This is a genomic window from Methylorubrum populi, assembly GCA_036946625.1.
Classification (GTDB): domain Bacteria; phylum Pseudomonadota; class Alphaproteobacteria; order Rhizobiales; family Beijerinckiaceae; genus Methylobacterium; species Methylobacterium populi_C.
This window is the reverse complement of record JAQIIU010000003.1, coordinates 1,925,027-1,951,880: the sequence shown is the minus strand read 5'-3', so window position 1 is coordinate 1,951,880 and position 26,854 is coordinate 1,925,027. Positions and strand designations below refer to the sequence as shown.

General features: G+C 71.1%; 23 protein-coding genes and 2 pseudogenes. 16 read left to right on the top strand and 9 right to left on the bottom strand.

From position 1 onward, the window contains the following. Positions 1–419 precede the first annotated feature (419 nt). The 4 genes and pseudogenes from PGN25_20570 to PGN25_20555 all read left to right on the top strand — a co-directional run bounded on the left by PGN25_20570 (position 420) and on the right by PGN25_20555 (position 4,098). Positions 420–3,389, top strand: a complete 2,970-nt coding sequence (locus PGN25_20570; GenBank protein MEH3119908.1) for an Rne/Rng family ribonuclease — start codon at positions 420–422, stop codon at positions 3,387–3,389. Between the two features lie 220 nt (positions 3,390–3,609). Beyond that, positions 3,610–3,744 (top strand): hypothetical protein, encoded by a 135-nt coding sequence (locus tag PGN25_20565; GenBank protein ID MEH3119907.1) that lies wholly within the window; start codon positions 3,610–3,612, stop codon positions 3,742–3,744. A 6-nt stretch (positions 3,745–3,750) separates the two neighbouring features. Further along, a pseudogene (locus PGN25_20560) lies at positions 3,751–3,849 on the top strand (hypothetical protein). A gap of 120 nt (positions 3,850–3,969) precedes the next feature. Beyond that, on the top strand, positions 3,970–4,098 hold the full coding sequence (locus PGN25_20555; GenBank protein MEH3119906.1) for a hypothetical protein: 129 nt from the start codon (positions 3,970–3,972) through the stop codon (positions 4,096–4,098). Between the two features lie 45 nt (positions 4,099–4,143). Here the strand turns inward: PGN25_20555 and PGN25_20550 are convergent, their stop codons facing one another. The 3 genes from PGN25_20550 to PGN25_20540 form a co-directional block, all read right to left on the bottom strand. Beyond that, positions 4,144–5,310: an aminotransferase class I/II-fold pyridoxal phosphate-dependent enzyme gene (locus PGN25_20550; GenBank protein ID MEH3119905.1), complete on the bottom strand. Its 1,167-nt coding sequence runs from the start codon at positions 5,308–5,310 to the stop codon at positions 4,144–4,146. 59 nt (positions 5,311–5,369) lie between these two features. Continuing rightward, complete coding sequence (locus PGN25_20545) at positions 5,370–5,630, bottom strand: hypothetical protein (GenBank protein MEH3119904.1); 261 nt, start codon at positions 5,628–5,630, stop codon at positions 5,370–5,372. A gap of 479 nt (positions 5,631–6,109) precedes the next feature. Next, entirely contained in the window at positions 6,110–7,165 is a 1,056-nt protein-coding gene (locus PGN25_20540; protein ID MEH3119903.1) for an HD domain-containing protein, read from the bottom strand. A 422-nt stretch (positions 7,166–7,587) separates the two neighbouring features. On the opposite strand from PGN25_20540, the gene PGN25_20535 reads away from it, so the two are divergent. Next, positions 7,588–8,367 (top strand): DsbA family protein, encoded by a 780-nt coding sequence (locus tag PGN25_20535; GenBank protein MEH3119902.1) that lies wholly within the window; start codon positions 7,588–7,590, stop codon positions 8,365–8,367. A 30-nt stretch (positions 8,368–8,397) separates the two neighbouring features. Here PGN25_20535 and PGN25_20530 read toward each other — a convergent pair whose 3' ends face one another. From PGN25_20530 to PGN25_20515, 4 genes are all read right to left on the bottom strand, one after another. Next, positions 8,398–9,561, bottom strand: a complete 1,164-nt coding sequence (locus tag PGN25_20530) for a mechanosensitive ion channel family protein (GenBank protein MEH3119901.1) — start codon at positions 9,559–9,561, stop codon at positions 8,398–8,400. A 583-nt stretch (positions 9,562–10,144) separates the two neighbouring features. After that, complete coding sequence (locus PGN25_20525) at positions 10,145–11,890, bottom strand: AMP-binding protein (GenBank protein ID MEH3119900.1); 1,746 nt, start codon at positions 11,888–11,890, stop codon at positions 10,145–10,147. Positions 11,891–12,023: 133 nt separating this feature from the next. Then, complete coding sequence (locus PGN25_20520; protein MEH3119899.1) at positions 12,024–12,833, bottom strand: hypothetical protein; 810 nt, start codon at positions 12,831–12,833, stop codon at positions 12,024–12,026. Beyond that, entirely contained in the window at positions 12,830–14,323 is a 1,494-nt protein-coding gene (locus PGN25_20515; GenBank protein ID MEH3119898.1) for a leucyl aminopeptidase, read from the bottom strand. Before PGN25_20515 ends, PGN25_20520 begins: the two co-directional genes overlap by 4 nt. A gap of 344 nt (positions 14,324–14,667) precedes the next feature. Between PGN25_20515 and lptF the strand changes: the two genes are divergently transcribed. From lptF to PGN25_20500, 3 genes are all read left to right on the top strand, one after another. Continuing rightward, entirely contained in the window at positions 14,668–15,837 is a 1,170-nt protein-coding gene (gene lptF / locus PGN25_20510; protein ID MEH3119897.1) for an LPS export ABC transporter permease LptF, read from the top strand. A gap of 13 nt (positions 15,838–15,850) precedes the next feature. Further along, positions 15,851–16,939, top strand: a complete 1,089-nt coding sequence (gene lptG, locus PGN25_20505; protein ID MEH3119896.1) for an LPS export ABC transporter permease LptG — start codon at positions 15,851–15,853, stop codon at positions 16,937–16,939. 75 nt (positions 16,940–17,014) lie between these two features. After that, complete coding sequence (locus PGN25_20500; GenBank protein ID MEH3119895.1) at positions 17,015–19,621, top strand: LPS-assembly protein LptD; 2,607 nt, start codon at positions 17,015–17,017, stop codon at positions 19,619–19,621. 81 nt (positions 19,622–19,702) lie between these two features. Here PGN25_20500 and moxG read toward each other — a convergent pair whose 3' ends face one another. After that, positions 19,703–20,308: a cytochrome c(L), periplasmic gene (moxG, locus tag PGN25_20495; GenBank protein MEH3119894.1), complete on the bottom strand. Its 606-nt coding sequence runs from the start codon at positions 20,306–20,308 to the stop codon at positions 19,703–19,705. Between the two features lie 450 nt (positions 20,309–20,758). On the opposite strand from moxG, the gene PGN25_20490 reads away from it, so the two are divergent. The 8 genes and pseudogenes from PGN25_20490 to modB all read left to right on the top strand — a co-directional run bounded on the left by PGN25_20490 (position 20,759) and on the right by modB (position 25,390). Then, positions 20,759–21,232, top strand: coding sequence for a TerB family tellurite resistance protein (locus tag PGN25_20490; GenBank protein MEH3119893.1), 474 nt, complete (start codon positions 20,759–20,761; stop codon positions 21,230–21,232). A gap of 154 nt (positions 21,233–21,386) precedes the next feature. Then, a complete protein-coding gene (locus PGN25_20485) occupies positions 21,387–21,773 on the top strand; it encodes a CidA/LrgA family protein (protein ID MEH3119892.1) in 387 nt (128 codons plus the stop codon). Beyond that, positions 21,770–22,486 carry an LrgB family protein gene (locus PGN25_20480; GenBank protein ID MEH3119891.1) on the top strand — a complete coding sequence of 239 codons (717 nt, stop codon included), beginning with the start codon at positions 21,770–21,772 and terminating at the stop codon, positions 22,484–22,486. Before PGN25_20485 ends, PGN25_20480 begins: the two co-directional genes overlap by 4 nt. 256 nt (positions 22,487–22,742) lie before the next feature. Beyond that, positions 22,743–22,958: pseudogene (locus PGN25_20475) on the top strand (sodium-independent anion transporter). Between the two features lie 104 nt (positions 22,959–23,062). After that, on the top strand, positions 23,063–23,575 hold the full coding sequence (locus PGN25_20470; protein ID MEH3119890.1) for a GAF domain-containing protein: 513 nt from the start codon (positions 23,063–23,065) through the stop codon (positions 23,573–23,575). A gap of 560 nt (positions 23,576–24,135) precedes the next feature. Then, positions 24,136–24,369: a hypothetical protein gene (locus tag PGN25_20465; GenBank protein MEH3119889.1), complete on the top strand. Its 234-nt coding sequence runs from the start codon at positions 24,136–24,138 to the stop codon at positions 24,367–24,369. A 5-nt stretch (positions 24,370–24,374) separates the two neighbouring features. Then, positions 24,375–24,620: a BrnA antitoxin family protein gene (locus PGN25_20460; GenBank protein MEH3119888.1), complete on the top strand. Its 246-nt coding sequence runs from the start codon at positions 24,375–24,377 to the stop codon at positions 24,618–24,620. 56 nt (positions 24,621–24,676) lie between these two features. Then, on the top strand, positions 24,677–25,390 hold the full coding sequence (gene modB, locus PGN25_20455; GenBank protein ID MEH3119887.1) for a molybdate ABC transporter permease subunit: 714 nt from the start codon (positions 24,677–24,679) through the stop codon (positions 25,388–25,390). A gap of 416 nt (positions 25,391–25,806) precedes the next feature. On the opposite strand, the gene PGN25_20450 is transcribed toward modB, so the two are convergent. After that, positions 25,807–26,796 (bottom strand): lipid A biosynthesis lauroyl acyltransferase, encoded by a 990-nt coding sequence (locus PGN25_20450; protein ID MEH3119886.1) that lies wholly within the window; start codon positions 26,794–26,796, stop codon positions 25,807–25,809. Between the last annotated feature and the right edge of the window lie 58 nt (positions 26,797–26,854).

Below are 26,854 nucleotides of genomic sequence, written 5' to 3'. Positions count from 1 at the left end.
TGGCAGCGTCAGTCGGCGTCTCCCGGCATCCGGGCGGGTGTCACGGCATTCGCGGCCTCCCGATCGTTGCGGGTCGGCCGCGCCCATGAACTCTGCACGGGCCGCTCATACGGCCCACCATCTTCGCGAGGCCGGATCAGGATGGGAGGACGCACAGCATCGGTTGCCGCAGCTCGTGCCGAAGGCGCGCGGTTTTCGCGTCGCCCCGCCCCTTCCGTCGCCCCGGCCCTGTTCAACCCCCAGCGCGCCGATGCCCGGCGCCGGAAGGCGGTTGACGGCAATCCCCTCCCCGCAGCCTCGGCGACGAGGCCGGCGCGTGTCCTTTCCCCGCCGGCCTCAGGGCCGGGGAAGACCCCGCCGGGACCGCGCGGCTCACGCGTGAGGAGAACGACGTCGGCCGCCATGACCGAAAGTTCGTCATGGCCAACAACAAGATGCTCATCGATGCGACGCATCCGGAGGAGACCCGGGTCGTCACCGTCCAAGGCTCCCGGGTCGAGGAGTTCGATTTCGAGGCGGCCAACCGCCGGCCTCTGAGGGGCAACATCTACCTCGCCAAGGTCACCCGCGTGGAGCCCTCGCTCCAGGCGGCCTTCGTCGAGTACGGCGGCAACCGCCACGGCTTCCTCGCCTTCAACGAGATCCACCCCGACTACTACCAGATCCCGATGGCCGATCGCCTCGCGCTGATCGAGGCCGAGGCGCGCGAGGAGGAGGAGCACCGCGAGCGCGAGGAGCGCCGTCCGCCGCGGAGCCGCCGCTCACGCGGGCGACGGGCCGAGGCCCGCGGCGCGCGGGGCGACGACACCGTGACGTCGCAGGACGCGGCCTCCGAGGAGACGGGCTCGTCCGAGGAGGCGGTGCCGGTCGAGGGCCGGCCGGAGGCGGCCGAGCCGTCCGAGGGCGGATCCGCTCCGGTCGAGGCCGGCGGCGACGCCTCCGCGAGCCTGCCCGAGGCGGCGCTGGCGCCCGCCGCGGTCGCCGGAGAGAACCCGCCCGCCGCGTCCGCTCCCGCGGAAGAAGCCGCCGCGGTCGAGCCCTCCGACATCGCCGCGATCTCCGAGGCGCCCAACCCGCCGGTCGAGGCCGCGGAAGCCTCCGAGGCCGTCGAGACGGTCGAACCGCAGCCCGTCGCCGCCACCGCCTCGGTCTCCGAGGCCGAGGAAACCGACGAGGACTCCGACGACGAGCCCGAGGATGACGAGTCCGACGACGAGGATGACGACGACGACGGGTCGGACGACGAAGACTCCGACGACGAGGAAGAGGACGAGGAATCCGAGGACGGCGAGGGGCGGGTCGCGCAGGTCGGCGGTTCGGGCGACGCGCTCGCCGAGATCCCCGAGCGCCCGCGCGCCTATCGCCGCCACTACAAGATCCAGGAGGTGATCAAGCGCCGCCAGATCATCCTGGTCCAGGTCGTGAAGGAAGAGCGCGGCACCAAGGGAGCGGCGCTGACCACCTACCTGTCGCTGGCCGGCCGCTACTCGGTGCTGATGCCGAACACCGGCCGCGGCGGCGGCATCTCCCGCAAGATCACGAGCGCGGCCGACCGCAAGCGCCTGAAGGAGGTCGTGGCCGACCTCGACGTGCCGGAGGGGATGGGGATCATCCTGCGCACGGCCGGTGCCTCGCGCACCAAGCCCGAGATCAAGCGCGACTTCGAGTACCTGATGCGCCTGTGGGAGAGCGTGCGCGAACTGACGCTGTCCTCGACCGCCCCGGCGCTCGTCTACGAGGAGGGCTCGCTGATCAAGCGGGCGATCCGCGACCTCTACAACAAGGATCTCGACGAGGTTCTGGTCTCCGGCGAGGATGCCTACCGCGAGGCCAAGGACTTCATGCGGATGCTGATGCCCGGCCAGTCCAAGGTGGTGAAGCCCTACCGCGACCCGACGCCGATCTTCGCCCGCTACGGCGTCGAGCAGCAGCTCGACGCGATGTTCTCGACCCACGTGGCCCTGCGCTCGGGCGGCTACCTCGTCATCAACCCGACCGAGGCGCTGGTCTCGATCGACGTGAACTCCGGCCGCGCCACCCGCGAGCACGACATCGAGGACACCGCGCTCAAGACGAACCTCGAAGCGGCGGAAGAAGTCGCCCGGCAGGTGCGCCTGCGGGATCTGGCCGGCCTCGTCGTGATCGACTTCATCGACATGGAGGAGAAGCGCAACAACCGGGCGGTCGAGAAGCGCCTCAACGAGGCGCTCAAGAACGACCGGGCGCGCATCCAGGTCGGGCGGATCTCGCCCTTCGGCCTCCTGGAGATGAGCCGCCAGCGCATCCGCACCGGCGTGCTCGAATCCTCGTCCATCCCCTGCGCCCATTGCGGCGGCTCAGGCTTCGTGCGGGCGACCTCCTCGGTGGCCCTGCACATCCTGCGCTCGATCGAGGAGGCGCTGCTCAAGTCGTCGAGCCACAACCTCGTGCTGCGCACCCGCACCGAGGTGGCGCTCTACATCCTCAACCAGAAGCGGGCGCACCTGCACGACCTCGAACTGCGCTTCTCGGTGGCGATCACCATCTCCGCCGACGAGCGGCTGGCGGCGACCTCCGCGTTCCAGCTCGACCGCGGCGAGCCGGCGGTGAAGCACGAGGGCCCGGTGACGGGCGTGCGCGCGGTGGCGATCTCGCCGGTCTACGAGGCCGAGGAGTTCGAGGACGAGGCCGAGGCTCAGGAGAGCGAAGAGGCCCAGGCCGGCGAGGATGTCGAGGCGGAGGGCGCCTCCGAGGAGCGCTCGGCCGGGGCATCGTCCGAGGAGGGCGGCGGTCGCCGCCGCCGTCGCCGCCGCCGTCGCGGCGGGCGCGCCTCCGGCGAGGGCGAGGCCCGCGCGCAGGACGAGAACGGGTCCGAGGATGGCGCGGACACCGAGGACGACGGCGACGATTCGCCTGAGGCCGAGGCGGCCGAGGAGGGTGTGGGCGCCGTGGCCGAGCGGGACGAGACCGCCTCCGAGGCCGTCGAGGCCAACGGCGACGACGCCGAGGGCAACGGACGCCGCCGCCGCCGCGGACGCCGGGGCGGAAGGGGGCGTGGCCGGAACGAGCGCAATGGCCAGCAGGATGACGAGGCCGGCGAGCCGCTGGCCGCGGAGGCGCATCCCGAGGAGACCGCCTCCGACGTCCTGCCGGTCGGCCCCGAGGAGCCGGTCAGCGGCGCCGACGTGAGCATGGTCTCGCTCGCCGCCGAGAACGGCAGCGCGGCCGAGCCGCCGCCGGTCGTGCCCGCGCCGGAGGCCGAGCCGATCCTGGCCGAGTCCTTCGCCGCGACCGAGGCGGCGGCGCCCGCGCCGGAGCCCGTCGCGGTGGTGCTGACGCCGCCGGACCCGAACCGTCCCAAGCGAGCCGGCTGGTGGTCGCGCACCAAGGCGGCGCTGACGGGAGAGTGAGGGGCCGGCGCACGCTCCGCGATCGAGACGGGGCCCGGTTCTGCCGGGCCCCGCTTCGCATATCCGGGGGCTCGCCGGCACCCGAAGGACAAGTCTGCACCACGCCGGCTTTCGGGAAAGGCCGGATGCGGCGCTGACAGAAGCCCTGGAATTGACAGGCCGCGCGGCTGCCATCCACCATCGATTGGTTTACAGGCCCCCCGAAACGACGGCGGACCCCATGGCAAACGTGACGCGCAGGCGGGTGCTGCGGAGTGCGGCGGCCGGCACGGCGGCGGTGATGGCCGTGGGGCGAGAGGCGCGGGCGGCGGCGCGACCCAACATCGTCTTCATCATGGCGGACGATCTCGGCTAGGCCGATATCGGCTGCTACGGCCGGCCGGATCTCGCGACCCCGCATGCCGACTGGATCGCGGCACGAGGCATCCGCTTCACGCAAGGCTACGCCAACTCGCCGGTCTGCTCGGCCACCTTCCTGTTCGACGTCGCCGCCGATCCCCTGGAACGGGCGAATCTGAAGAGCCGCCGGCCGGAGGATTTCGCCCGCCTCCAGGCCGCTTGGCAGGCCTGGAACGAGACCATGCTGCCGGAGAAGCCGGACGGCTTCTCCGAGACCTACAACGGGGGCCAGCTCGCCGACCATTTCGGCGTGCGGCCGCCGACGCGCACGCCGCCTGCGCCGGCCGTCGCCGGGGAGGCGCCGCGCTGATTCGCGCCGACGCTTTGCAGGGGAACGAGCCCGATCCGGCGAGCCTCAGCCCAGCCACCCCTTCAGCCGCGCCACCGCCTCGGCGCAGTCCGCCTGCGAGCCGGCGAAGGAGAAGCGGATGTGGTGGCCGCCCTCCTCCGGGTCGAAATCGAGGCCCGGTGTGGCGGCGACGCCCGCCTCGTCGAGCATCCGGCGGCAGAAGGCGCTCGCGTCGTCCGTGAGTCGGGCGATGTCGGCGTAGAGGTAGAAGGCGCCGTCGGCCGGGTGGATGTCGGAGAACCCCAGGGACGGCAACGCGTCGAGGAGCAGGGCGCGATTGCGGGCATAGCCCTCGCGGATCGCGACGATCTCGTCGAGCGTGTCGAAGGCGGCCAGCGCCGCGACCTGCGAGAGAGTGGGGGCCGAGATGTAGAGGTTCTGCGCCAGCCGCTCGATCCCGCGCACGAGCGCCTCCGGCACCACCATCCAGCCGACCCGCCAGCCGGTCATGCAGTAGAACTTCGAGAAGGAGTTGATGACGACGGCGCGCTCGTCGAATTGCAGCGCGGTCGCCGTCGGCACGCCGTAGCTGAGGCCGTGGTAGATCTCGTCGGAGATGAAGGGCAGGCGTAAGCTCCGGGCGGTGGCGCAGAGTTCGGCGAGGCGGGCGGGCTCGATCACCGTGCCGGAGGGGTTGGCCGGGCTCATCACCAGCAGGCCGGAGAGGTTCCTTTTCGCGCCGTGGACCGCGCGCACCAGCGCGCCGGTCGGGGCGTAGCGGTCCTCGGCGCGCAGGGTCAGCGGCTGCGGGATCAGGTCGAGGGCGCGCAGGATGCCGTCATAGGCCGGGTAGCCGGGGCGCGGCACGCCGATGCGGGCGCCGGCATCGAACAGGGCGAGGAAGGCCAGGACGAAGCCCGCCGAGGAGCCCGTCGTCACCACCACGCGCTCGGGCGGCAGGCGGACGCCGTAGGTCTCGGCGTAGTGCCGGGCGATGCGCTCGCGCAAGGCGGGAAGCCCGAGTGCCTCCGTGTAGGGGATGCGCCCGTCGGCGAGCGCGGCTTGCGCCGCCGCGATCACCGCGCGGGGCGCCGGGGCCGAGGGCTGGCCGACCTCCATGTGGACGACGCCCTTCCCCCGCCGCTCGCGGGCGCCGGCCGCCGCCATCACGTCCATCGCCAGGAAGGGCGCCACGGCCTGCGCGCGACGCGAGAGAGCGGGGTCGGGGCTCAAGTGGGGCTCCTGCGGGAGAGACGGGACCCGGATGCAGGTAGCCCCTGCCGGCGCCCCGCTCAACCGCCCCGCACGCCCGGCAGGAGGGCCGCGCCCGGCCGATGAAGATGTCCGCATCGACGGTGCTCGACGTCCGTGAGGATGTCCGCGCCCTGGCGCCGGAACGGGTCCCGCTGCCACGCCGCCTCGACGCCGACGCGCCCGATCGCCGTGGCGTCGCGGATCGCTCGGGTGTCGGCGAGCCGGCGGGAGAAACGGTCGCTGCCGGCGAGCCCGAGATGCCGCACGTCGTTCTTGTTGCCGGATTGTCGGAGAGCCACGGCGTGTCGGTCACGCGGGCGGCGGCGGCGATGCCGTTGTTCTGCAGACCAAGGCGAGAGTCGGCGACAGGGAGCGGCCCAGGAAGCGCGACGGCATAGGCACCGGCTTTCCGGATCGAAACGGTCTCGATGGTTCGCGTGACGGGCTTGCGACGCCGGGCTGCGATATCCGTCTCAGAGCCTGTTTGACCGGCCGCCGTGTCTTCGTCAGGCCACGGCAAGGCGAGAGGAAGATCCTACTCCCATCCTGAACCCTCATCCTGAGGTGCCGGAGCGGAGCGGAGGCCTCGAAGGGGGCTCCAGGGATCGCGCGGGATCTGGAGGATCCTTCGAGGCCGCTCACGCGGCACCTCAGGATGAGGGTCGGGATGGGATCACTGCAGTCAAACAGGCTCTCATACCAGTCGGCGATGAGGATCACGCATCGTCGGCTGCCCCCCGCGCCAAGGGATGCGGTTTGGGATCGGCGCCGCTTGGTATCAGTGCGTTCCCTGCACGGCACGGCCGAAGGCCTGCACGAGGCCGCCCTCCAGCTTGCCGTCCATGCTCGACAGGATCGAGAGCGCGTCGCGGCTCGTCATCGGCGTCTTGTAGGGGCGCCGCTCGATCAGGGCCGCGTAGATGTCGCAGATCGTCAGGAGCCGCACGGGGTCGCCGATCGCGTCGGCGCTGAGCCCGTCCGGATAGCCGGAGCCGTCGAGCATCTCGTGGTGGTGGCGCGTCACCGCCAGCGTCACCGCATCGCAGTCGCCCGACGCGCTCAGGATCTCGTGGCCGATCGAGGCGTGGGTCTTCATCACCGCCCATTCGTCGTGGTCGAGCGGGCCCGGCTTGTTGAGGATGGCGTGGGGGATGCGCGACTTGCCGACGTCGTGCACCAGGGCGGCGCGGGTCATGAGCTGCTGATCCGCCGTCGAGAGGCGGAGGCTCTGGGCGAAGGCGGCGGCCGTGCCGGAAACCAGCAGGCAGTGCTGGAAGGTCACGTCGTCATGCGCCCAGACCTCGTCGAGCCAGCGCGACAGGCCGCCCTCGTGGATCGCGTCGAGCACCGGATCGATGCCCCGCTCGACGCTCGGCATGTCGACGGCACCCGTCTGGGCGGACGCGAACAGCCGCGTCATCAGCGTGCCGGCCCGTTCGGCCTCGCGGGTGACGACGAGGTCGGTCACCGACTTGTCGGGCCAAACCTCGCGCACGAGCGAACTCACCACCATGCGCGGCTCGGAGAGCGCCGACAGGCACAGGGTGGCGCCGAGGTTGCGCGCCTCCGTGAAGGCGCCCTGCCCGTTGCTGCGGGTCAGGCAGATCAGGGGCGTGCGGTTTGCGCCGAGCCGGGTCGCCAGCAGGCGCAGGCAGCGCTTGGCTTCCGGGCGTCCCAGGGTGATGTCGGCGATCACGCCGCGCAGGGAGACGATCCGGTCCCAGGTCTCCCCGGTGCCCACCACGCGACATTCGGCGACCGACCGGATGGCGTCGACGAGGGGCCGGCTTCGATCCGGCCGGTCGCTCACCACGACGATTACACCGGCATCCATCGTTCCTCGTGTCCACCGTGCGGCGCATTCCCGGAGAGCTTGCCGGATAATAATCATGAATTCTTTAACCGCAACGAGGGTTGTAATTTTTTTCCAGTTTGACTGAGGTTGGCCGTTCTATTTCACGTTACGATTGAAAAGATCTTCCGTTTATTCTTTCAGCGTGCTTCGCGGTTCGGGCTGCCGACCGTTCGATTCGACCTTCTTCCGGACGAGCCGCCCGAAGCCCGGCCCGTCCTCCGCGCCGTGAAAACGCCGCACCGCCGGCCGAGACAGGGCGTGTCCGGGGGCGTGCTCGCCAGAAAAGAGTCGCATGGCGGCGCGGGGCTTCCGTGCCATGATGCGGGCTCGCGCCCTCTGCCGAAACCGGCCGCTCCGATCGGCCGCAAGACCCGCTTCGCGATCAGCTTCCTGAGGTGTCCATGCCGTTCTCCCGCTCCGTTTCCGCCCTCGCCCTCGCCGGCGGTCTCGCGCTCGGCGCGGCCGCGGGCGCCCGCGCGGAAGAGGCCGCCCCCTTCACCGACGCCCAGCGCAAGGCGATCGAGGGGATCGTCAAGGACTACCTCGTCAAGAATCCCGACGTGCTGCAGGAGGCGATCGCCGAGGGCGAGCGCCGGGCCCAGGAGACGCAGAAGCTGGCCCAGGCCGCCGCGCTCAAGGAGTCGCAGGAGGCGCTGACCAACTCGCCCCACGGCATCGTCGCCGGCAATCCGAACGGCGACGTCACCCTGGTCGAGTTCTTCGACTACAATTGCGGCTATTGCCGAAAGGCGTTCTCGGACGTGCAGGCCCTGATCAAGTCCGATCCGAAGCTGCGGGTGGTGCTCAAGGACTTCCCCGTGCTCGGCGCCGAGTCGCTGGAGGCGAGCAAGATCGCGCTGGCCGCCAAGCAGCAGCTCAAGCCCGAGAAGATGTTCGATTTCCACGCCAAGCTCCTGGAGAGCAAGGGGCGCGTCAACGGCGAGCGCGCGTTCGCGGTCGCCAAGGATCTCGGCCTCGACATCGAGCGCCTGAAGAAGGATGCGCAAGGATCCGAGGTGAAGGCCGCGCTCGCCGAGAATGTCGGGCTCGGCGACAAGCTCAGCCTGTCGGGCACCCCCGCCTTCGTGATCGGCGACGAGATCCTGCCCGGCGCGGTCGGCGTCGAGCCGATGCGCAAGACCATCACCGACATGCGCCAGTGCGGCCACGCGAGCTGCTGAGGCCTTCGCACTGACGGAACGGATCTCGATTCAGGCGGCCGCGGCGCGGGCGTCGTTTCCGGCCGGGCGCCGATCCCAGCGTCCGGTCCCGCTCTGCTGGTCGGGATAGGGCGGATCGGGGTTCACCCACTCCGCGCGCTGGCGCGGCAGGGCCGAGGGGTGTTCCTTCTGCAGGAAGGCGATCATCTTCTCGCGCACCTCGCAGCGCAGGTCCCAGGTCTGGGGCGCGTTGCGCGCGCTCACCAGCATCCGCAGTTCGATCACGCCCTCCCGGGCGTCCGAGACCTGAAGGTTGACGACGTTGCCGTCCCAGAGCCGGGACGCGGCGGCCACGCGCCTCAGCTCCGTCCGCATCGCCTCGATCGGGGCCATGTGGTCGACGTAGAGGAACACGCTGCCGATCAGGGAGGCGCCGTCCCGGGTCCAGTTCTGGAACGGCTTCTGGATGAAGTAGGTCAAGGGCAGCACGAGGCGGCGCCAGTCCCACAGCCGCACCACCACGTAGGTCGCGGTGATCTCTTCGACCCAGCCCCACTCGTTCTCGACGATGATCGCGTCCTCGATCCGGATCGGCTGGGTGATGGCGATCTGGATGCCGGCCACGAGGTTGGAGAGCACCGGCTGCATCGCGAGGCCGAGGATCAGGCCGGCGGCGCCCGCCGAGGCGAGCAGGCTCACCCCGTATTGCCGCACCGGTTCGAAGGTCATCAGCGCGATCGCGGCGGTGATCATCGCCACCAGGGTCATCGCCGCCCGCTCCAGGATGCGCATCTGGGTGAAGTGCTTGCGCGCGAGCAGGTTGTCCTCCGTGTCGAGCTTGAAGCGGCGCAGATAGATCACCGTGGCGATGTGGATCGCGGTGGCGCAGGTCCAGCCCGCCAGGGTCACGAAGGCGACGAGCAGCACTTGGTTGACGACGAGCCGCACCTCCCAGGTCAGGGGCGCGGTGGACGAGGCGAGCGCCAGGGACACGACGAGCAGGGCGAGCCGGCTCGGGCCGCGGGTGCGCGACACGAGCGAGCGCCAGAACAGGCTCCTCCCGCTCACCCGCGCTTGCGCGAAGCGGAACGCCATCCCGTGCAGGGGCAGCACCAGGGCGCAGCAGCCGGCGATCAGCACGGGACTCGCCAGCCACCAGGGCAATTGGACGATCCAGCCGATCAGGTCGTCGAAGAATGCGTGCGCTTGCGCCATCGATCACCTCCTCGTCAGGGGGCAATGATCGCTGCCGAGCGCGGTTCCGCATTGCACAATAGCCCGGAGCGAAACCTTCGGATTCGTGCGATTTCCTGCGCCCGCCCGCCCTTCGCTGTGCAAGGGGTGCGGCCGGGCAAGAGCCGGCATCATGAAGAATATCCAGCCCTCGCAATGATTTGCCGGTCTTTGCCGGCGAGCCGATCCGGGCTGGGAAGACACGGGCGCGGTGGCATGGCTTTGCCTTCGGGCAGCCCGCGGTCGGGCTCTCGGTCACCGCGCGTCGAGGAAGGACCGAGGATGACCGTCCACCTGCATGTCGGCGAGGCCGGCATCCGCTGCCTTCGCCTGCCCTGCCCGAGCGGGGGCAGGCCGAGCGGGAGCGCCTGCTCCACGCCGACCGCGACGGACGCGCCCCTCCCCCGCCGATGATCGGCACGGCTGCCGACCGGGCGGCGATCGCCGAGGCCTGGGCCGCGCGGCGCTGCCTCGCCCTCGGCGGGCGCCTGATCCCCGGCGGGGACGACCGCCCGGTCCTTGCGCCTCGACCGGGTCGTCGGCGCGTGCCGAAGGGGCTGAGCCCTTACCCGACCGTCGAACCCTCCTCCCGCAGCGCCCGGCGCAGCACCTTGCCGACATTGGTCTTGGGCAGCGTCTCGTGCAGCACGATCCGGCGCGGCACCTTGTAACCGGTGAGGCCGGCCCGGGCGTGCGCCTTCAGGGCGTCCGGGCTCACCGAGGGATCACGCAGCACCACGTGCGCCACCACCATCTCGCCGCTGTCGGGGCAGGGCGCGCCGACCACCGCGCATTCGAGCACGCCCGGATGGGTGGCGAGCACGTCCTCGACCTCGTTCGGATAGACGTTGAACCCTGAGACCAGGATCATGTCCTTCATCCGGTCGACGATGCGGACCTGCCCGTCGGGGGTCATCACCGCCACGTCGCCGGTGCGGAAGAAGCCGTCCTCCGTCGTCACCCTGGCGGTCTCGTCGGGGCGGTTCCAGTAGCCGGCCATGACCTGGGGGCCGCGCACGCAGAGTTCGCCCGGCACGCCGAAGGGCAGCGCCGTGCCGTCCTCGGCCCGGATCGACACCTCGGTCGAGGGCAAGGGATAGCCGATCGTGCCGGTCCAGTCGGCGAGCCCGAGCGGGTTGACGCTCACCACCGGCGAGGTCTCCGACAGGCCGTAGCCTTCGAGGATGGTCTGGCCGGTGATCGCCTTCCAGCGCGCCGCCACGGCCGACTGCACCGCCATGCCGCCGCCGACCACGTACTCGACCTTCGAGAAGTCGACCGTGCCGATCTTCGGGTGGTTGTTCAACGCGTTGAACAGCGTGTTGACGCCCGCGAAGTTCGTGAACCGCGTGCGGGCAAGCGTCTTCACGAAGCCGTCGATGTCGCGCGGGTTCGGGATCAGCAGGCAGCAGCCGCCGAGCCGGAAGAAGAACAGGAAGCAGGCGGTGAGCGCGAAGATGTGGTAGAGCGGCAGCGCCGTCACCGCCACGCGCTCGTCCGGATTCTCGTCCGAGCCGCGGAACCACAGCCGGCTCTGCTCGACATTGGCCATGACGTTGCGGTGGGTCAGCATCGCCGCCTTGGCCACGCCCGTGGTGCCGCCGGTATATTGCAGGAAGGCGACGTCGCCGGGCTCGACCGCCACGGTCGGCCGCTTCAGGCCGCGGCCCGCTCGCAGCACCGCCTCGAACCGCAGGGTGCGCGCGGCCGGCAGCGCGAAGGGCGGCACCGCCCGCTTCACCCGGCGCGACACGAAATCGACGAGCCGCCCCTTCAGCCCGAGCGCGTCGCCGGGCCCCGCCACGACGACCCGCTCCACGCCCGGCATCTGCGGCAGCGCCCGCTCGACGGTGTGGCAGAAGTTCTCCAGCACGAACAGGACGCGGGCGCCGGAATCGTTGATCTGCGCGGCGAGTTCGCGCGGGGTGTAGAGCGGGTTGACGTTCACCACCGTGCAGCCGGCCACCAGCACGCCGAGCAGCGTGATGGGACAGGCCGGAACGTTGGGCATCATCACCGCGATGCGGTCACCGATCCCGTCGGCGCCTGTCCTCCTCTCCGTCCCCTTGCCGTAGCCTTGCGCGGCGAGCCACGCCGCCACGGCCTGGGCCGCCGCGCCGACCTCGCGGTAGCGCAGGCTCGCCCCGAAGCAGGTGAGGGCCGGACGCTCGGCGAAGCGCAGCACGCTGCGGTCGAACAGATCGACCACCGTCCCGACCGCCTCGACGTCGATCGCGGGGGGGATGCCGGGGGGATAGGCGGTCAGCCAAGGGGCCGGCCAAGGGCGCTCCGCGCTCCGGTCTTGCGCCATCCTCGTCCTCCTGCCCGTCGCGCGAGCGGCTTATGGCGACCGGCCTCGCGCCGGCCCTGCCGCTTCCGCAGAGGCTTAAGCGTTTCCGGCGCGCCGGATCAACCCGCGCCGGATGATGCCGCGGGAGCCGCGGTCACGAACGGCGCATATCGTCACCGAATGCCCCCGATCGTCCCCCTTTGAGGCGGAGGGCCACCACCAGCACGTGCGGCAGGGCGGCCGCCGTGAGCAGCCCTGCGGCGGCGGCGAGGTCGCGGGCGTCGAGCGGCCGGCGCGGCCACGGGCCGAACCCGGCTTCGCGGGCGAGTCCGATCAGCGCCGCGGCGAACCACAGGGCCAGGAAGCCCGCGAGCCCTCCGAGCAGGGCGCGCGCGGCCCGGTGCCGGCGGCTTCGCGCGGGTGGAGAGGCGGGCGAAAGAGGAGCAGGTGAAAGACTTGGGCGGCCGGTCAGGAGCACGCCGAGCCCCAGGGCGAGCCCGAACAGGCCCGCGGCCGCCGCCGCGCCGAGGAGATAGGCCGCCGCCATCGGCGTGCCGTTGAGGAAGGCGCCGGCGCCGGTGCCGAAGCCCGCGCGCAGCACGAGGCCGCCGAAGGTCGGATGCAGGCTCAGGCCCAGCACCAGGACGAGGCCGATCGCCCCGCCGACGAGCCGCCGGACCAGGGAGGCGCGTCCCGGCGCCAGCGCCACGGCGAGGATGCGGGCGAGCCCGTAGACCAGCGCGAAGGCGAAGAGCGGGTAGCGGTCGAGGAAGAAGCCGTAGAAATGCGCCGCCACGTCCGGCGGCATCGGGCTGCGCCCGTCGAAGCCGGTGAGGAAGACGGCGAAGAGCACGGCGAGCGCCGCGATCAGCGGCGCCGCGGCGACGGTCCAGGCCATTCTCGACGTGCGTCCTTCCGCCGCTCCGGCCTCCGGGCCGGCGGCGAGTGCTCCGGCCCGGCTCACCGCTCGTAGTGTTCGCGCACGAGCCGGTCGAGCAGGCGCACGCCCCAGCCCGCGCCCCAGCTCCGGTTGATCTCGGAGGGGGTGGAGGACATGCCGACGCCCGCGATGTCGAGATGGGCCCAGGGCACGTCGTTGACGTAGCGCTTGAGGAAGGCGGCGGCGGTCGCCGCGCCGCCGTGGCGCCCGCCGGTGTTCTTCATGTCGGCGAACTTCGAGTCGATCGCCTTGTCGAAGGCCGGGATCAGCGGCATCCGCCACACCTTCTCGCCCGCCGCCTCGCCCGCCGCGGCGATCTGCGCCGAGAGCGCGTCGTCGTTGGAGAACAGGCCGGCGATGTCCTGGCCCAGCGCCACGATGATCGCGCCGGTGAGGGTGGCCAGATCGATCATCGCCTTGGGCTTGTAGGTCGCCTGCACGTGCCAGAGCACGTCGGCCAGCACGAGGCGGCCTTCGGCGTCGGTGTTGATGACCTCGATGGTCTGGCCCGAGAGCGAGGTGACGATGTCGGACGGGCGATAGGAATTGCCGTCGGGCATGTTCTCGACGATGCCGATGGCGCCGATCACGTTCGCCTTGGCCTTGCGGGCGGCCAGCGCATGCAGGGTGCCGACGACGGCGGCCGAGCCGCCCATGTCGCCCTTCATGTCCTCCATGCCGCCGGCCGACTTGATCGAGACGCCGCCGGAATCGAACACCACGCCCTTGCCGATCAGCGCCAGCGGGGGCGCCGCGGCGTCCTCCGCCCCGTTCCAGCGCAGGATCGCCACCCGCGGCTCGCGGGCCGACCCTTGAGCCACCGCGAGCAGGGCGCCCATGCCGAGCTCCTTCATCCGCGCGATGTCGAGGATCTCGACCTCGACACCGAGGCGGGTCAGCTCCGACACCCGGCGGGCGTATTCTTCGGGATAGAGGACGTTCGGCGGCTCGTTGACGAGGTCGCGGGCGAGGATCACGCCCTCGGCCACCGCGTCGGCGTCTCCCGCGGCGGCCTGCGCCGCGGCCGGATCGGCCACGAGGAGGGTGAGCGCGGCGTTCGCCTCGTCCTCGTCCTTCTTCTTGGTCTTGTAGCGGTCGAAGCGGTAGCTGCGCAGGCGCGCGCCCAGGGTGAAGTCGGCGACGTCCCGGGGGCTGCCGTCGAGTCCCGGCCAATCGAGCACGACCCGGGCCGAGCGCGCCCCGACCTTGCCCGCGGTGAAGCCGCCGAGCAGCGTCCAGTCGGTCTTGGCCCGGTCCTTCTCCGAGCCGAGGCCGATCACCACCAGCCGGTCGGCCTCGACGTCCGCCGGGGCCGGCAGGCTGAGCGCCGACTGCGCCTTGCCCTTGAAGCGCTCGCCCGCGGCGGCGCGGGCCACCAGCGCGGCGCCGGCGTGCCCGAGCGCCTCGGAGGCGGCACGCGACAGGGCGAGGTCGTCGCCGACGAACACCACGAGGTCGCCCCCGCGGCCGCGCGATGCGAGCGGTTCAAAGGCGATTTCGATCCCACCGGCCATGTGCGCTTCGCTTTCCACCCGTCTGCCGCCGGCCCTTCGCGCGCCTCGCAAAGACCGGCGAACCTGTGTACCCGCTGAGACGCAGAACGCAACGCGGGGCGGACGTGTGACGGGGCCGCGGGCGAGGTGCGTCAGAGCGGATGACGGTCGCGGTGGCGCGCACGGCGCCGGAGGCCGCCCCCGGCCTCGCCTCAGCCCCGCCCGCCCGCGCCGCGAAACGGCCTCATTCCGGGCGCCCCGAGGCTCGGCATGCCCGGCCGCTTGGCCCGGGCGCGGCGGCGGGCGAGAATGCGGGGTGCCGTCGCGGCGGCGAGCAGGGACGGGTTCGGGGTCGTAGGCGCAGGATGACGCAGATCGAGCGCTACATATTCAGGATCGCGCTCGGGGCCTTCCTCGCCTGCCTGATCGGGCTCACCGGCACGATCTGGGTGACGCAGGCCCTGCGCGAACTCGACCTCGTCACGGCGAAGGGGCAGACGATCCTCGTCTTCCTGTTCATCACCGGCCTGTCGCTGCCGACCCTGATCACGGTGATCGCGCCGGTGGCCCTGTTCATCGCCTGCGTCTATGCCCTGAACAAGCTCAACGGCGATTCCGAGCTGATCGTGATGTCGGCCGCCGGCATGCCGCCGCGCCAGTTGCTGCGGCCCTTCGTGACGCTGGCCCTCGCCGTCAGCGTCGTGGTCGCCTTCCTGACGATCCAGGTGATGCCCTCCTCCTTCCAGGAACTGCGCGACGTGCTGACGCGGGTGCGCGGCGACTTCGTCGCCAACGTGGTCAAGGAAGGCCAGTTCACGGCGCTCGACAACGGCATCACCTTCCATTTCCGCGAGCGCGGGCCCGACGGCTCGCTCCAGGGCATCTTCATCCAGGACAAGCGCGAGGCCGGCAAGGCGGTGGTCTACCTCGCCGAGCGCGGGCGCGTGGCCGAGGTCGACGGGCAGACCTACCTCGTGCTGGAGAAGGGCAGCATCCACCGGCAGCAGAAGGACAGCCGCGATTCCTCGATCGTGAGCTACGAGCGCTACGCCGTCGATCTCGCCGCCTTCACGCCCCCGGATTCCGAGACCGTCTACAAGCCGCGCGAGCGCTCGACGCTGGCCCTGTTCTTCCCCGACACCTCGGAAGGCTATTACCGGCTGCAGAAGGGCCGCTTCCGGGCGGAATTGCACGACCGGCTCTCGGCCTGGCTCTACCCGCTGGCGCTCGCCTTCATCGCGTTCGCCGCGCTGGGCGATCCGCGCACCACGCGCCAGGGCCGCGGGCTGGCCGTGGCCGGCGCGGTGCTCGGCGTCGTGGGCCTGCGCATCGCCGGCTTTGCCGCCAGCAGCGCCGCCGTGCGCAGCCCCGGCGCGGTGGCGGCGGTCTACGGCGCGCCGCTCGCCACCATCGCCCTCTCCTGCCTGCTGATCTTCGGCGGGGCCCGCACCCGCGCGGCCGGCGAGCGCTTCGGCCGGCAATGGCGCGCGCTCACGGGCGCCCTGCGGCGGCGCCCGCAGGCCGGACGGGCCTGAGGGAGCCGCCGCCATGCTGATCGGCGCGACGCTGGGCCGCTACTTCGCGTGGCGCTTCGTGCGCACCATCCTGGGCGTGTTCGTCACCGTCTTCGCCCTGGTCTACACCCTCGACTTCGTCGAACTGCTGCGGCGCGCCGGCGATACGGAAGGGGCGTCCACGGGGCTGATGGCGCAGCTCGCCCTCTACCGCACGCCGACGGTGGCCGAGAGCGTCCTGCCCTTCGCGGTGCTGTTCGGCTCCATGGCCGCCCTGCTCCAGCTCTCCCGCAAGCTCGAACTCGTGGTGGCGCGGGCCGCCGGCATCTCGGCCTGGCAGTTCCTCCAGCCCGGCGCCTTCGTGGCGCTGGCCATCGGCGCGCTCACCATCGGCGCCTACAACCCTCTGTCCGCCGCGCTCAAGCAGCGCTCCAGCGAGATCGAGGCGAAGATCTTCGCCAAATCGACCAAGGCCGGCACCGGCAAGGACCTGTGGCTGCGCCAGCGCAGCGTCGACGGGCAGGCGATCATCCGTGCCGAGACGGCGGTCGAGGGCACCACGACGCTCGCCGGCGTCACCGCCTTCCTGTTCGACGATGCCGGCATCTTCACCGCGCAGATCGAGGCGGCACGGGCGATCCTGCACGACGGCTGGTGGGAGATGCGCGACGTGCGCGTTCTCACACGGGATTCGCCGCCGGAGAGCCACGAGGTCTACCTCGTGGCCTCCACCCTCGATCCGAGCCAGATCCGCCAGCGCTTCACCCCTCCGGAATCTGTGCCCTTCTGGCAACTTCCGGAGACCATCGCGCGCAACGAGCGGGCCGGGCTGGATGCCACGCGCTACCGGCTCCAGTACGATGTGCTCCTGGCGACGCCCCTGCTCTACCTCGCGATGGTCCTCGTGGCGGCAACGGTTTCCTTAAGGTTCTTCCGCTTTGGTGGGGTCGGGAAACTCGTGCTCGGCGGGGTGAGCGCGGGCTTCGTGCTCTACGTCGCGCGGCAGGTCATGGAGGGCCTCGGCGCGTCGGGCATGGTCGCGCCGACGGTGGCGGCGTGGTTCCCCGCCGTGGTAGGGAGTCTGCTCGGTACGCTCACGCTTCTCTACCAGGAGGACGGCTGATGCAGGGTCTTCCGGGTGGCGGGGCTGTCGGACGGGATCGTCGTGCAGGGGGCTGCACAGGGGTCGAGGGACGCGTTGCGTAAGGTCGCCGACATCGCGATCACGGTCTCGATGGCCGCACTGCTGACGGCAGCCTTCGGGCTCGCCGCGCCGCGTGCGCACGCCCAGGCCGGATTGGAGAAGCTCGCCGGCTCCAAGGGCAACGAGAAGGGCCAGGGCAACGAGAAGGGCCAGCGCCTGCTCGTCGAGGCCGACGAGCTGATCTACGACAACGACCGCAACACCGTGACCGCGCGGGGCAATGCCGAGCTGCATTACGGCACGCGCACGCTCCAGGCCGACCGGGTGCGCTACGACCGCGGCACCTCGCGGGTCTTCGCCGAGGGCAACGTGCGCCTGACCGACGAGACCGGCGCCGTCGTCACCGGCGAGCGGATGGAGCTCACCGACGACTTCAAGGACGGCTTCGTCGACGCCCTGCGCATCCAGCAGACCGTCCAGCTCAAGGGCGAGACGGTGCGCACCCGCATCTCCGCCCCGCGGGCGGAGCGAGTCGCCGGCGAGCAGTCGAGCTTCGACTACGCGACCTACACCGCCTGCGAGCCGTGCAAGGACCATCCCGAGACGCCGCCGCTCTGGCAGATCAAGGCGGCCAGGATCATCCACAACAACGAGACCCACACGATCAGCTACGAGGATTCGAGCCTCGAACTCGGCGGCATCCCGGTCGCCTACCTGCCCTATTTCGAGTCGGCCGACCCGACGGTGAAGCGCAAGACCGGCTTCCTGACGCCGCGCTTCATCACCTCGACGCCGCTCGGCACCGGCGTGGCGACGCCGTTCTTCCTCAACCTCGATCCGAGCTACGACCTCACGCTCTCGCCCGCCTTCCTGACGCGCCAGGGCGTGCTGGGCCAGGCCGAGTTCCGCCAGCGGATCGACAACGGCAGCTACAACCTGCGCCTGTCGGGCATCTTCCAGTCGACGCCCTCAGCCTTCCTGCCGGGCCCGCTCGGCGCCGCCGACCGCGAGTTCCGCGGCTCGGTCGAGTCGCGCGGGCGCTTCTTCATCAACGAGCACTGGCGCACGGGCTGGGACCTCGTCGGCGTGACCGACAAGTGGTTCCTCGACAACTACCGCATCCGCAACCAGAACATCACCACCGACTATTTCCGCGAGGCGGTCTCGACCGCCTACCTGATCGGCCAGGGCGACCGTTCGTGGTTCGAGGCGCGGGGCTACTACTTCAAGGCCCTGTCGAGCTTCGACTGGCAGAAGGAGCAGCCGGTCGTCCTGCCGGTGATCGACTACGACAAGCGCATCGACGGGCCGCAGCCGATCGGCGGCGAGGTGCGCTTCGAGGCCAACGTCACCAGCCTGACCCGCGAGGCGACCGACTTCCAGGGCATCCCGCGCACCGGCAGCTACCTGTTCGCCCCGAGCTATGCCGGGGTGAGCTACCCGCTCTACGAGACCTGCACCACCTTCGTGCGCGACCGCTGCATCGTGCGGGGCTTAGGCGGCACCGACACGCGCCTCTCGGCCCAGGTCTCCTGGCGGCGCAGCTTCATCGACGATCTCGGTCAGGTCTTCACGCCGTTCACCTACCTGCGCACCGACGCGTTCTTCGTGAACCCGAGCCTGTCGGGCTTCCAGAACGCGCTGGTGAACAACATCACCACCGTGGACGACGGCTTCTCCGGCCGCGTCATGCCGGCGATCGGCCTCGATTACCGCTATCCCCTCGTCGCCGATTTCGGGGCCTTGGGCGTCCACACCCTGGAGCCGATCGCCCAGGTGATCGCCCGGCCCTCCGAGACCCGCATCGGCCGCCTGCCGAACGAGGACGCGCAGAGCCTCGTCTTCGACGACACCTCGCTGTTCGAGTGGGACAAGTTCTCCGGCTACGACCGGGTCGAGGGCGGCGTGCGGGCCAATCTCGGCGGGCAGTACTCCGTCGTGACGCCGACGGGCTGGTACGCCAACGTGATGTTCGGCGAGTCGATCCAGATCGCGGGCGTGAACTCGTTCCGCCGCGGGGATCTCGCCAATGTCGGCCTCGATTCCGGCCTGGAGAACCGCCGCTCGGATTTCGTGGGCCGCTTCCAGCTCTCGCCCAACCAGAACATCAGCTTCATCAGCCGCGCCCGCTTCGACCAGCGGGACTTCGCCGTGAACCGGTTCGAGACCGGCGTGACCGCGCGCTTCTCGCCGTTCCTGCCGCTCGAAACCTCGCTGTTCTACTCCTACTACGAGGCGCAGCCGGCGCTGGGCTTCGCCCATCGCCGCGAGGGCGTGACGGCCTCGGCCACCTACCGGATCACCCCGAACTGGTTCGTCACCGGCTCGGCGCTCGTCGACTTCACCCACTATCTCGACACCCGCGACACCTTCGCCGACCTCTACACCGCCTACCTCGCCGACCCGGTCGGCCTCGCCCCGGTCTACAGCAATCCGGGCAAGGCCTACCTGGCCGGCATGAGCCTCGGCGGCGGCTACCAGGACGAGTGCACCACGGTTTCGCTCAACTACATCGTCTCGCCCATCGCCACCGCGACCGGCGTGCGCGAGCGCAACCAGACCGTGCTCCTGCGCCTGGAGCTGAAGACGCTGGGCGAAGCGGATCTGCGCCAGAACGTCAGCACCACGACGACCGCCGACGGCATCGCCTCGGTGCGCTGAACGCCGGTATTCGGCCTCGCCCCCGGCCCCCCCAGCGGGCCGGTCGCCCTCCTCCCGACCGGCCCGGCGCCCGCCTGAGCGTCACTCCGCCAGCGGCTTGCACTGGCCCTTCTCGTCCGGCGCGAAGGTCTCGTGGCCCTTGTAGGGCGTGTAGGCCTGCTTCTGCTCGGCCGTCAGCCACTCGGCATCCTTGGCCGGCCCGGTATACAGGTGCCGGATCCAGGCGATGACCTGCAGGATCTCGTCGGGATTGAGATCCTCGTTGTGCGGGCCCATCATGCCGTTGGCGCCGCCCCAGATCGTCGAGAACAGTCCGACATCCGTCGTGTTCAGCGGATAGGTCCAGTAATTGTCGTTGAGCCCGGGGCCGACCTTCCCCTCCGCATTGTGCCCGTGGCAGCCGGAGCAGGAGGTGAGGAACAGGCTCTCGCCGTTGCGCAGGCAGGACTTGTCGTCGATGTAGATGTTCTTGCCCGTCTCGAGGAAGGTCTTCACCGCCTGCGTGTCGCGACCGCCGGGCTTGCCCTGGGACGTGTCCATGGCCTCGCCGGTGATGGTGTTGCGAAGGACGATGCCCGTCTGAGGACCGCTGGCGGGCTGCGCCGAGGCCGTGCCGAGACCGAGGCACGCCGTCCCGAGCGCAGTTGCACCGAGCAACGTCGCGCAGAGTGTTCGAATGGCGTTCATGGGATTGTCGTTCCTCTTTATGATCTTCTTAATTGACCCTCAATTTATAGAGATCGTTTCGGATGAAATCACCTGACAAAACGTAACATGGACTTTGCGCGGCAAGGCACGGGCCTATCTGTCGGGTACGTTGGAAGATTTTCCCGTATCGGCCGGTCGTCTTCGGGAAGGGCGCGTCCCGGCGAAGCCGGCCGGCTCCGTCGGCGCACGGGGCGCTGCCGACCGTCCCGAAGCCCGACGCCGTGCCGGTGCAGCCGGGCCACGCTGCCCGCGAAACGGCACGCCCGGCCCCATGCCGACAGCCTCCTCGCTTGACCCTGCCGGGTCCGGCCCCGACCTTGGCGCCCGCACGCGTCTCACGCGAAACGCCCGCCCCGCCGCCGCCGCCGGAGAGACGACGGCCGGCGGCCGGGCGCCGCGCGCAAGCCGCATATCCGGACGGGAACGGACATGCCCCTCCTTCAGCGCCTCCTTTCCTACGCCTCCTCGGCCTTCGGCCTGCCGGCCCCGGCCGAGACGGTGCCCGACGGCAGCGAGGAGCACCTCGCGGCCACCGCGCTGCTGGTCCACGTCGCCCGGGCCGACGGCGTGCTCGACCCGGCGGAATCCGAGCGGCTGGTGCGCCTCGTGCGCCGCCGCTACGCCCGCAGCGATGCCGAGGCCGAGAGCCTGATCGAGCGCGCCGCCGCCTTCGAGGCGCAGACCCGCGACATGACCAGCCTCGTCGAGCTGATCCGCGACGACGGCGATCCCGAGCAGCGCGGGCGGCTGCTCGCCATGGCGTGGTCGGTGGCCGGTGCCGACGGCGCGCTGCACGAGTTCGAGGAGGCGCTGGTCTGGCGTCTCGGCAAGCTCCTGGGTTTCGACGAGGCCGGCATCGCCGCCGCCCGCGACCGCGGCTTCCGAGAGCCGGCCGGCACGTGATGAGCCGCGATGCAAAGATCGGGGGTTTCGAAAGGGCAAGCCCTTGTCAAAGGGTCCAGGGCGGAGCCCTGGTGAAGGGAAGCCGGGGCGCTGCCCCGGCGCCCCGCCAAAGGGATCATCCCTTTGGAATCCCGAGACCAGCGAAGACGCCGCGGTGATCGTCAGCCTCACCCTGATCCTGCTCGCCCAGCTCCTCGGCGAGATCGCCGCGCGCGCGGCCGGCCTGCCGGTGCCGGGGCCGGTGATCGGCATGGCGCTGCTCCTCGTCTTCCTGGTCCTGCGCGACCGGACGCGGCCGGCCTCCGCGCGCCTGCTGCCGCCGCCCCTGGTCGACGGCGGCCTGGAGAACGCCGCCAGGGGCCTGCTCGCGCATCTCTCGATCCTGTTCGTGCCGGCCGGCGTCGGCATCGTCGGCAAGCTCGACATGCTGGCGAACCACGGGGTGGCGCTCGCGGCCGTGCTCGCCCTCTCGGTGACCCTGACGCTCGCGGCCACCGTGCTGACCTTCGTCGCGGTGTCCCGCCTGCTGGACCGGCCATGAACGGCGAGTTCGCCCTGTGGGTCTATCTCACCCGCACGCCGCTCCTGTGGCTCACCGTCACGCTGCTGGCCTACGCGGTGGCCGACCGGCTGTTCCGGGCGGCCGGGCGCCACCCGATCGCCAACCCGGTCGTCCACGCGATCTGGATGATCGGCCTCGTGCTCGTGGTCACCGGCACGCCCTATGCCGCCTACTTCCAGGGCGCGCAGTTCGTGCACTTCCTGCTCGGCCCCGCCACGGTGGCGCTGGCCGTGCCGCTCTACGAGCGCCGGGCGACGGTGATGCGCGCGCTCCTGCCGATGCTCGCCGCCCTCGTCGTGGGCTGCGTCACCGCGATGACCTCGGCGCTCGTCTTCGCCAAGCTCGCCGGCATCCCCTACGACGTGCGGCTCGCCATGGCGCCGAAATCCGTGACCACGGGTGTCGCCATGGGCATCGTCGAGGCGCTCGGCGGCGATCCGACGCTCGCCGCGGTGCTGGTGATGCTGACCGGCATGGCCGGCGCGATCATCGTCACGCCGCTGATGCGGACCCTGCGCATCGAGGACATGCGCGCCCGCGGCTTCGCGGCGGGGCTGGCCGCCCACGGCCTCGGCACCGCCCGCGCCTTCCAGGTCAGCGAGGTCGCCGGCACCTTCGCCGGCATCGCCATGGGGCTCAACGCGTTCCTGACCGCGATCCTGGTGCCGGTGGCGGTGAGTTTTTTAAGGTGAGGCAAGACCACGAACCCCGTCCTGCGATCTGCCGACGGGCGCGGAAGGGGGGGCGAAGCCGGTCACCGTTGCGGTCTGGATTGCTTCGGCTGAAGCCTCGCCATGACGCAAAGGGCGGCCCGCACCGTCATTGCGGTCGTCAGGCGAAGCAATCCAGAAGCGCGACCGGGCCGGAAGAGGCGTTCGAGCGGTTCGGTCTCAGTCCCTTGCAGGGTCGTATTGCGCTGCGGTGCAACGCGCTGCCCTCCTCGGTGGGATGCTCGCCACCCGCGACCTCGCCGTCGGCGTGCTGCTCTCGGGGGGCTTCGCCGGAAAAGTCTCGCGGATGAGTCGGGTCACGTCGGAACTGTCGGCGGACGGGCGGACCCGCACCGATCGGGTGTCGGGCCAGGTGTTCTTCGCCTCCGCCGGCACCTTCGCCGAGGGTATCGACGTGCGCGAACCCGTGGAGCGCCTCGTCATCGACCTACACCCTGGAGGATCGGGCGCGCCGGACCGGATCGATGGTCACGATCCCGTGACGGCCGAGGGCTGAGCCGCCTGTACGAGGCGCTCTAAAAACTCTAGCCTGTCCGCATGTTCGATGAGCGTTCCCAGCCCGATCCCCAACTGGCGCGGACCGAGGAGCTGATGGCGGCGGCTCGGTCCCTGGACGATGTCGTCGCCGTGCTGGCGCGGACCGCCCGATGGATCGCGGGCTCGGACGGTATCGCCGTCGTGCTGCGCGAGGGGGATTCCTGCGTCTACGTGGCCGAGGACGCGATCGAGCCGCTCTGGAAGGGGCGTCGTTTCCCGCTCGACGCGTGCGTCTCGGGCTGGGCGATGCTGAACGACGAGACCGCCATCGTGCCGGATATCGGCCGCGATCCCCGCGTCCCGGTCGCCGCCTACATGGCCAAGGCGGTGCGCAGCCTCGTGATGGTCCCGATCGGCAAGCCCGAGCCGGTCGCGGCGCTCGGCGCCTACTGGTGCGCCATGGTCCTGCTCGACACCGCCACGGTGTCCCGCCTGGAAACGCTGGCCGCCCAGGCCACGGCGGCCGTCGCGCGGGTGCGGGCCTGCGCCGGCCTGGAGGGGGCCGCGTCCTGACATCCCCGCCGACAGACCGCCCGGCGGGCGGTGGACGATGCGCTTCGATCCCCTGCATCGTCGCGTCGCCGTATCACCCTTCCTCCGACGTTCGGGGAGCGTCGGCAGCGATCAGGAGAAAGCATGCCGGTTTCATCCTGCGCGGCGCCCGCCGGGCGGCCGACGGTCAGATCGGGCCGCCGCTGTTCGAGGAGACGATCACCGCGGCGAGCCCGAACGAGGCCGTTCGCCTCGCCAACGAGCGCGATCTCTCGACCCAGGACGAGGCGGTGAACGCGCTGTGGCTGGTCGATGCGCAGGGCGTCCTGCACGGGTCCCTGCGGCGCGCCGACAGGGATTGAGGGGGCCTGCCCTTCCCCGCGCGAAGAGCGGGGGAAAACCTGCCTCGCCCCTGCGGAATTGGTCTTTGCCGGCGCTTTCGTGCTAAGCCCGGGGCAAGACGCCCCGGCGGTCCCGCCCGGGGTTTTCTGCCGTCCCGCGCTCCTTCTGCCCCGCGTCGGGACGCCGCGCGCCGCCGCCGGGACCGCATGCGGTGCGATCCCTCATCGAAAGACCTTTTCATGAGCGACGACACAGACGCCAAGACCCGCGCCGCCGAGCGCGCGGAGCGGGCCGAGCGCATGGCCCGCGAGGGTCAGCAGGCCATGGCCGAGCATCTGGCGGCGGTCAAAGCCGTGGACGAGCGCACCGTGCGCCTGCGCGCCCTGCGGCTCGCCAAGGAGGCCAAGGAGGCCGCCGAGCGGGCCGCCAACCCGCCCGCGCCCAAGCGCGGCCGCAAGAAGGCGACGGCCTGACCGCCATGGCGATCGACCGCACCCGCCGCCCGAGCGATCCGCGCCAGGCGGCCGAGGCCGCCTTCCGGGCGGTGACGCGCAAGACGCCCGAGGCCGCGCCGGAGCCGCCCAGGGCCCCGGTGGCGATCCCGGGCGCGCGCGAGACGGTGTCGCTGCGCATCGATCGGGCGGTGCTGGAGCACTTCCAGAAGGACGGTCCCGGCTGGCAGGACCGCATCAACGCCGCCCTCAAGGCCGCCGCGGGCCTCTGAGGCGCGCGGGTGAGCGCTCCCCTGAGGCCGGGGCAGGCCCATCGGGCGCCGACGCTGTGAGCGGGCTCGCGGACGGGCTCGGCCTGACCCCCGACGAGGCGACGGCGCTCCTTCTCTCCCTCCGGGTCGCCGCCGTGGCGACGCTGGCGAGCCTTGTCCCCGGCTTGGCCGTGGCGTGGCTGCTGGCGCGGCGGCGTTTCCCCGGCCACGCTCTGCTCGACGGGCTCGTCCACCTGCCGCTGATCCTGCCGCCGGTGGTGACGGGCTACCTGCTGCTGCTCGCCTTCGGCCGCCGCGGATGGCTCGGCGGGTGGCTCGCCGAGATCGGCCTCGTGTTCTCGTTCCGCTGGACCGGCGCCGCGCTGGCCTGCGCGGTGATGGGCTTCCCGCTGATGGTGCGGGCGATGCGCCTGTCGATCGAGGCGGTGGACCGCCGGCTCGAACAGGCGGCGGCGACGCTGGGCGCGCCGCCGCCGCTGGTGTTCCTGAGCGTGACCCTGCCGCTCAGCCTGCCCGGGATTCTCGCCGGCGCGGTGCTCGCCTTCGCCAAGGCGATGGGCGAGTTCGGCGCGACGATCACCTTCGTCTCCAACATCCCCGGCGAGACCCAGACCCTGCCCTCGGCGATCTACACCCTGACCCAGGTGCCGGGCGGCGAGGCGGGGGCCTTGCGCCTCACCCTGGTCTCGGTCGCGGTCTCGATGCTGGCGCTCGTCGCCTCGGAAGGGCTGGCGCGGCGGATGAGCCGGCGGATCGGGGCGGGGCGGTAACCGTCGTCCCGTCGGAGCGCGGATGCGCAAATCCCGTCCTCGCCGCGCTTCCGGACCGCTTCGCGGACGCGCGCGATGACGGCAAGGGCGGCAAAACCCAAGGCGATCGACCGCAGGCCGTGTGACGGGTCTGTCAGAGCCTGTTTGACCGGCCGCCGTGTCTTCGTCAGGCAACGGCAAGGCGAGAGGAAGATCCTACTCCCATCCTGAACCCTCATCCTGAGGTGCCGGAGCGGAGGCCTCGAAGGGGGCTCCAGGAACCGCGCGGGATCTGGAGGATCCTTCGAGGCCGCTCACGCGGCACCTCAGGATGAGGGTCGAAGAGGGGATCACTGCAGTCAAACAGGCTCTCAGCCTGTCGTCCCATCCGCCACCTTCCTCGCGACGGCGAGGCGGCGGGCGTCCGCCGCCTGGTGTCAGGATGAGGGCGATGGATGGGACGTCGGAAGTCCGGTGGGCTCGTCCGTGCGAACGCCCTTCGGCAGCATCGCCGGTCGCCAGCGGCGGTGCATCCACAGCCACTGTCCGGGATGCTCGCGCACCCAGCCCTCGATCGCCGTCGTCATCGCCTGCATCGCGCCCCGAACCTCGATCAGCCCATCGGGCCCGCGAGGCAGATCCAGCGGCGGCGTCAGTTCGAGCAGGAAGCGCCCGCCCGCCTTGCGCACCACCCGCGCACCGTGGACCGGGCAATCGTGGTGGCGGGCGAGCTTGCCGAGCAGCGGGTTGACCAGAACCGGACGGCCGAAGAACCGCACCACGACGCCGCGGGTGAAGTGCTGATCGATGAGCTGGCCGAGATGGCCGCCGCGCTCCACCACGCCCTGCATGGCGAAGACCGCGCCGGGCCCGGAGGCGGCCAGCCCCCCCATGGTCTTGCGGCGCACCTCCTGCACGAGCTGGGCGGCGGCCGGGTTGTTCGGCGGCCGGAACACGGCGGTGGTTTCCAGCCCGAATTTTTCCGCGCAGATCGCCGGCAGCTCCCAGTTCGCGAGATGCGCGGAAAAGATCAGTCCCGGCCGGCCGTCGTCGCGGATCGCGAAGAACTGCTCCAGTCCCCGCACCTCCATGCGCTGAGTGGCGAGGTTTTCGGGATCGTAATCGAAGATCGTGTCGAGATGGGCGTATTCCGCGCCGGTGCGGCCGAGATTCTCCCAGGCCTCCCCCGCGATCGCCCGCAGCCGCGCCTCGTCCTCCTTCGGATAGGCCGCGCGCAGGTTGGCCATCGCCGTGCGGTGCGAGGGCAGGAACGGGCCGACGAGGCGCGCGAGCCGGCCGCCGGCCGCGCTCGCCCGGTCGGTGCCGAGCATTCGCGCGAGCAGGAACACCGCCCGGATCAGCGGGATGGTCGCGAGCCCCGCCAGCCGGGGCAGGTTCCGCCGCAGGATCAGCGCGAGGCGCAGCACAGCCGGTTCATCGAGCGCGTGTGTCGGGGAGGGTTGGAGGCGGCCATAAAGTATTTTC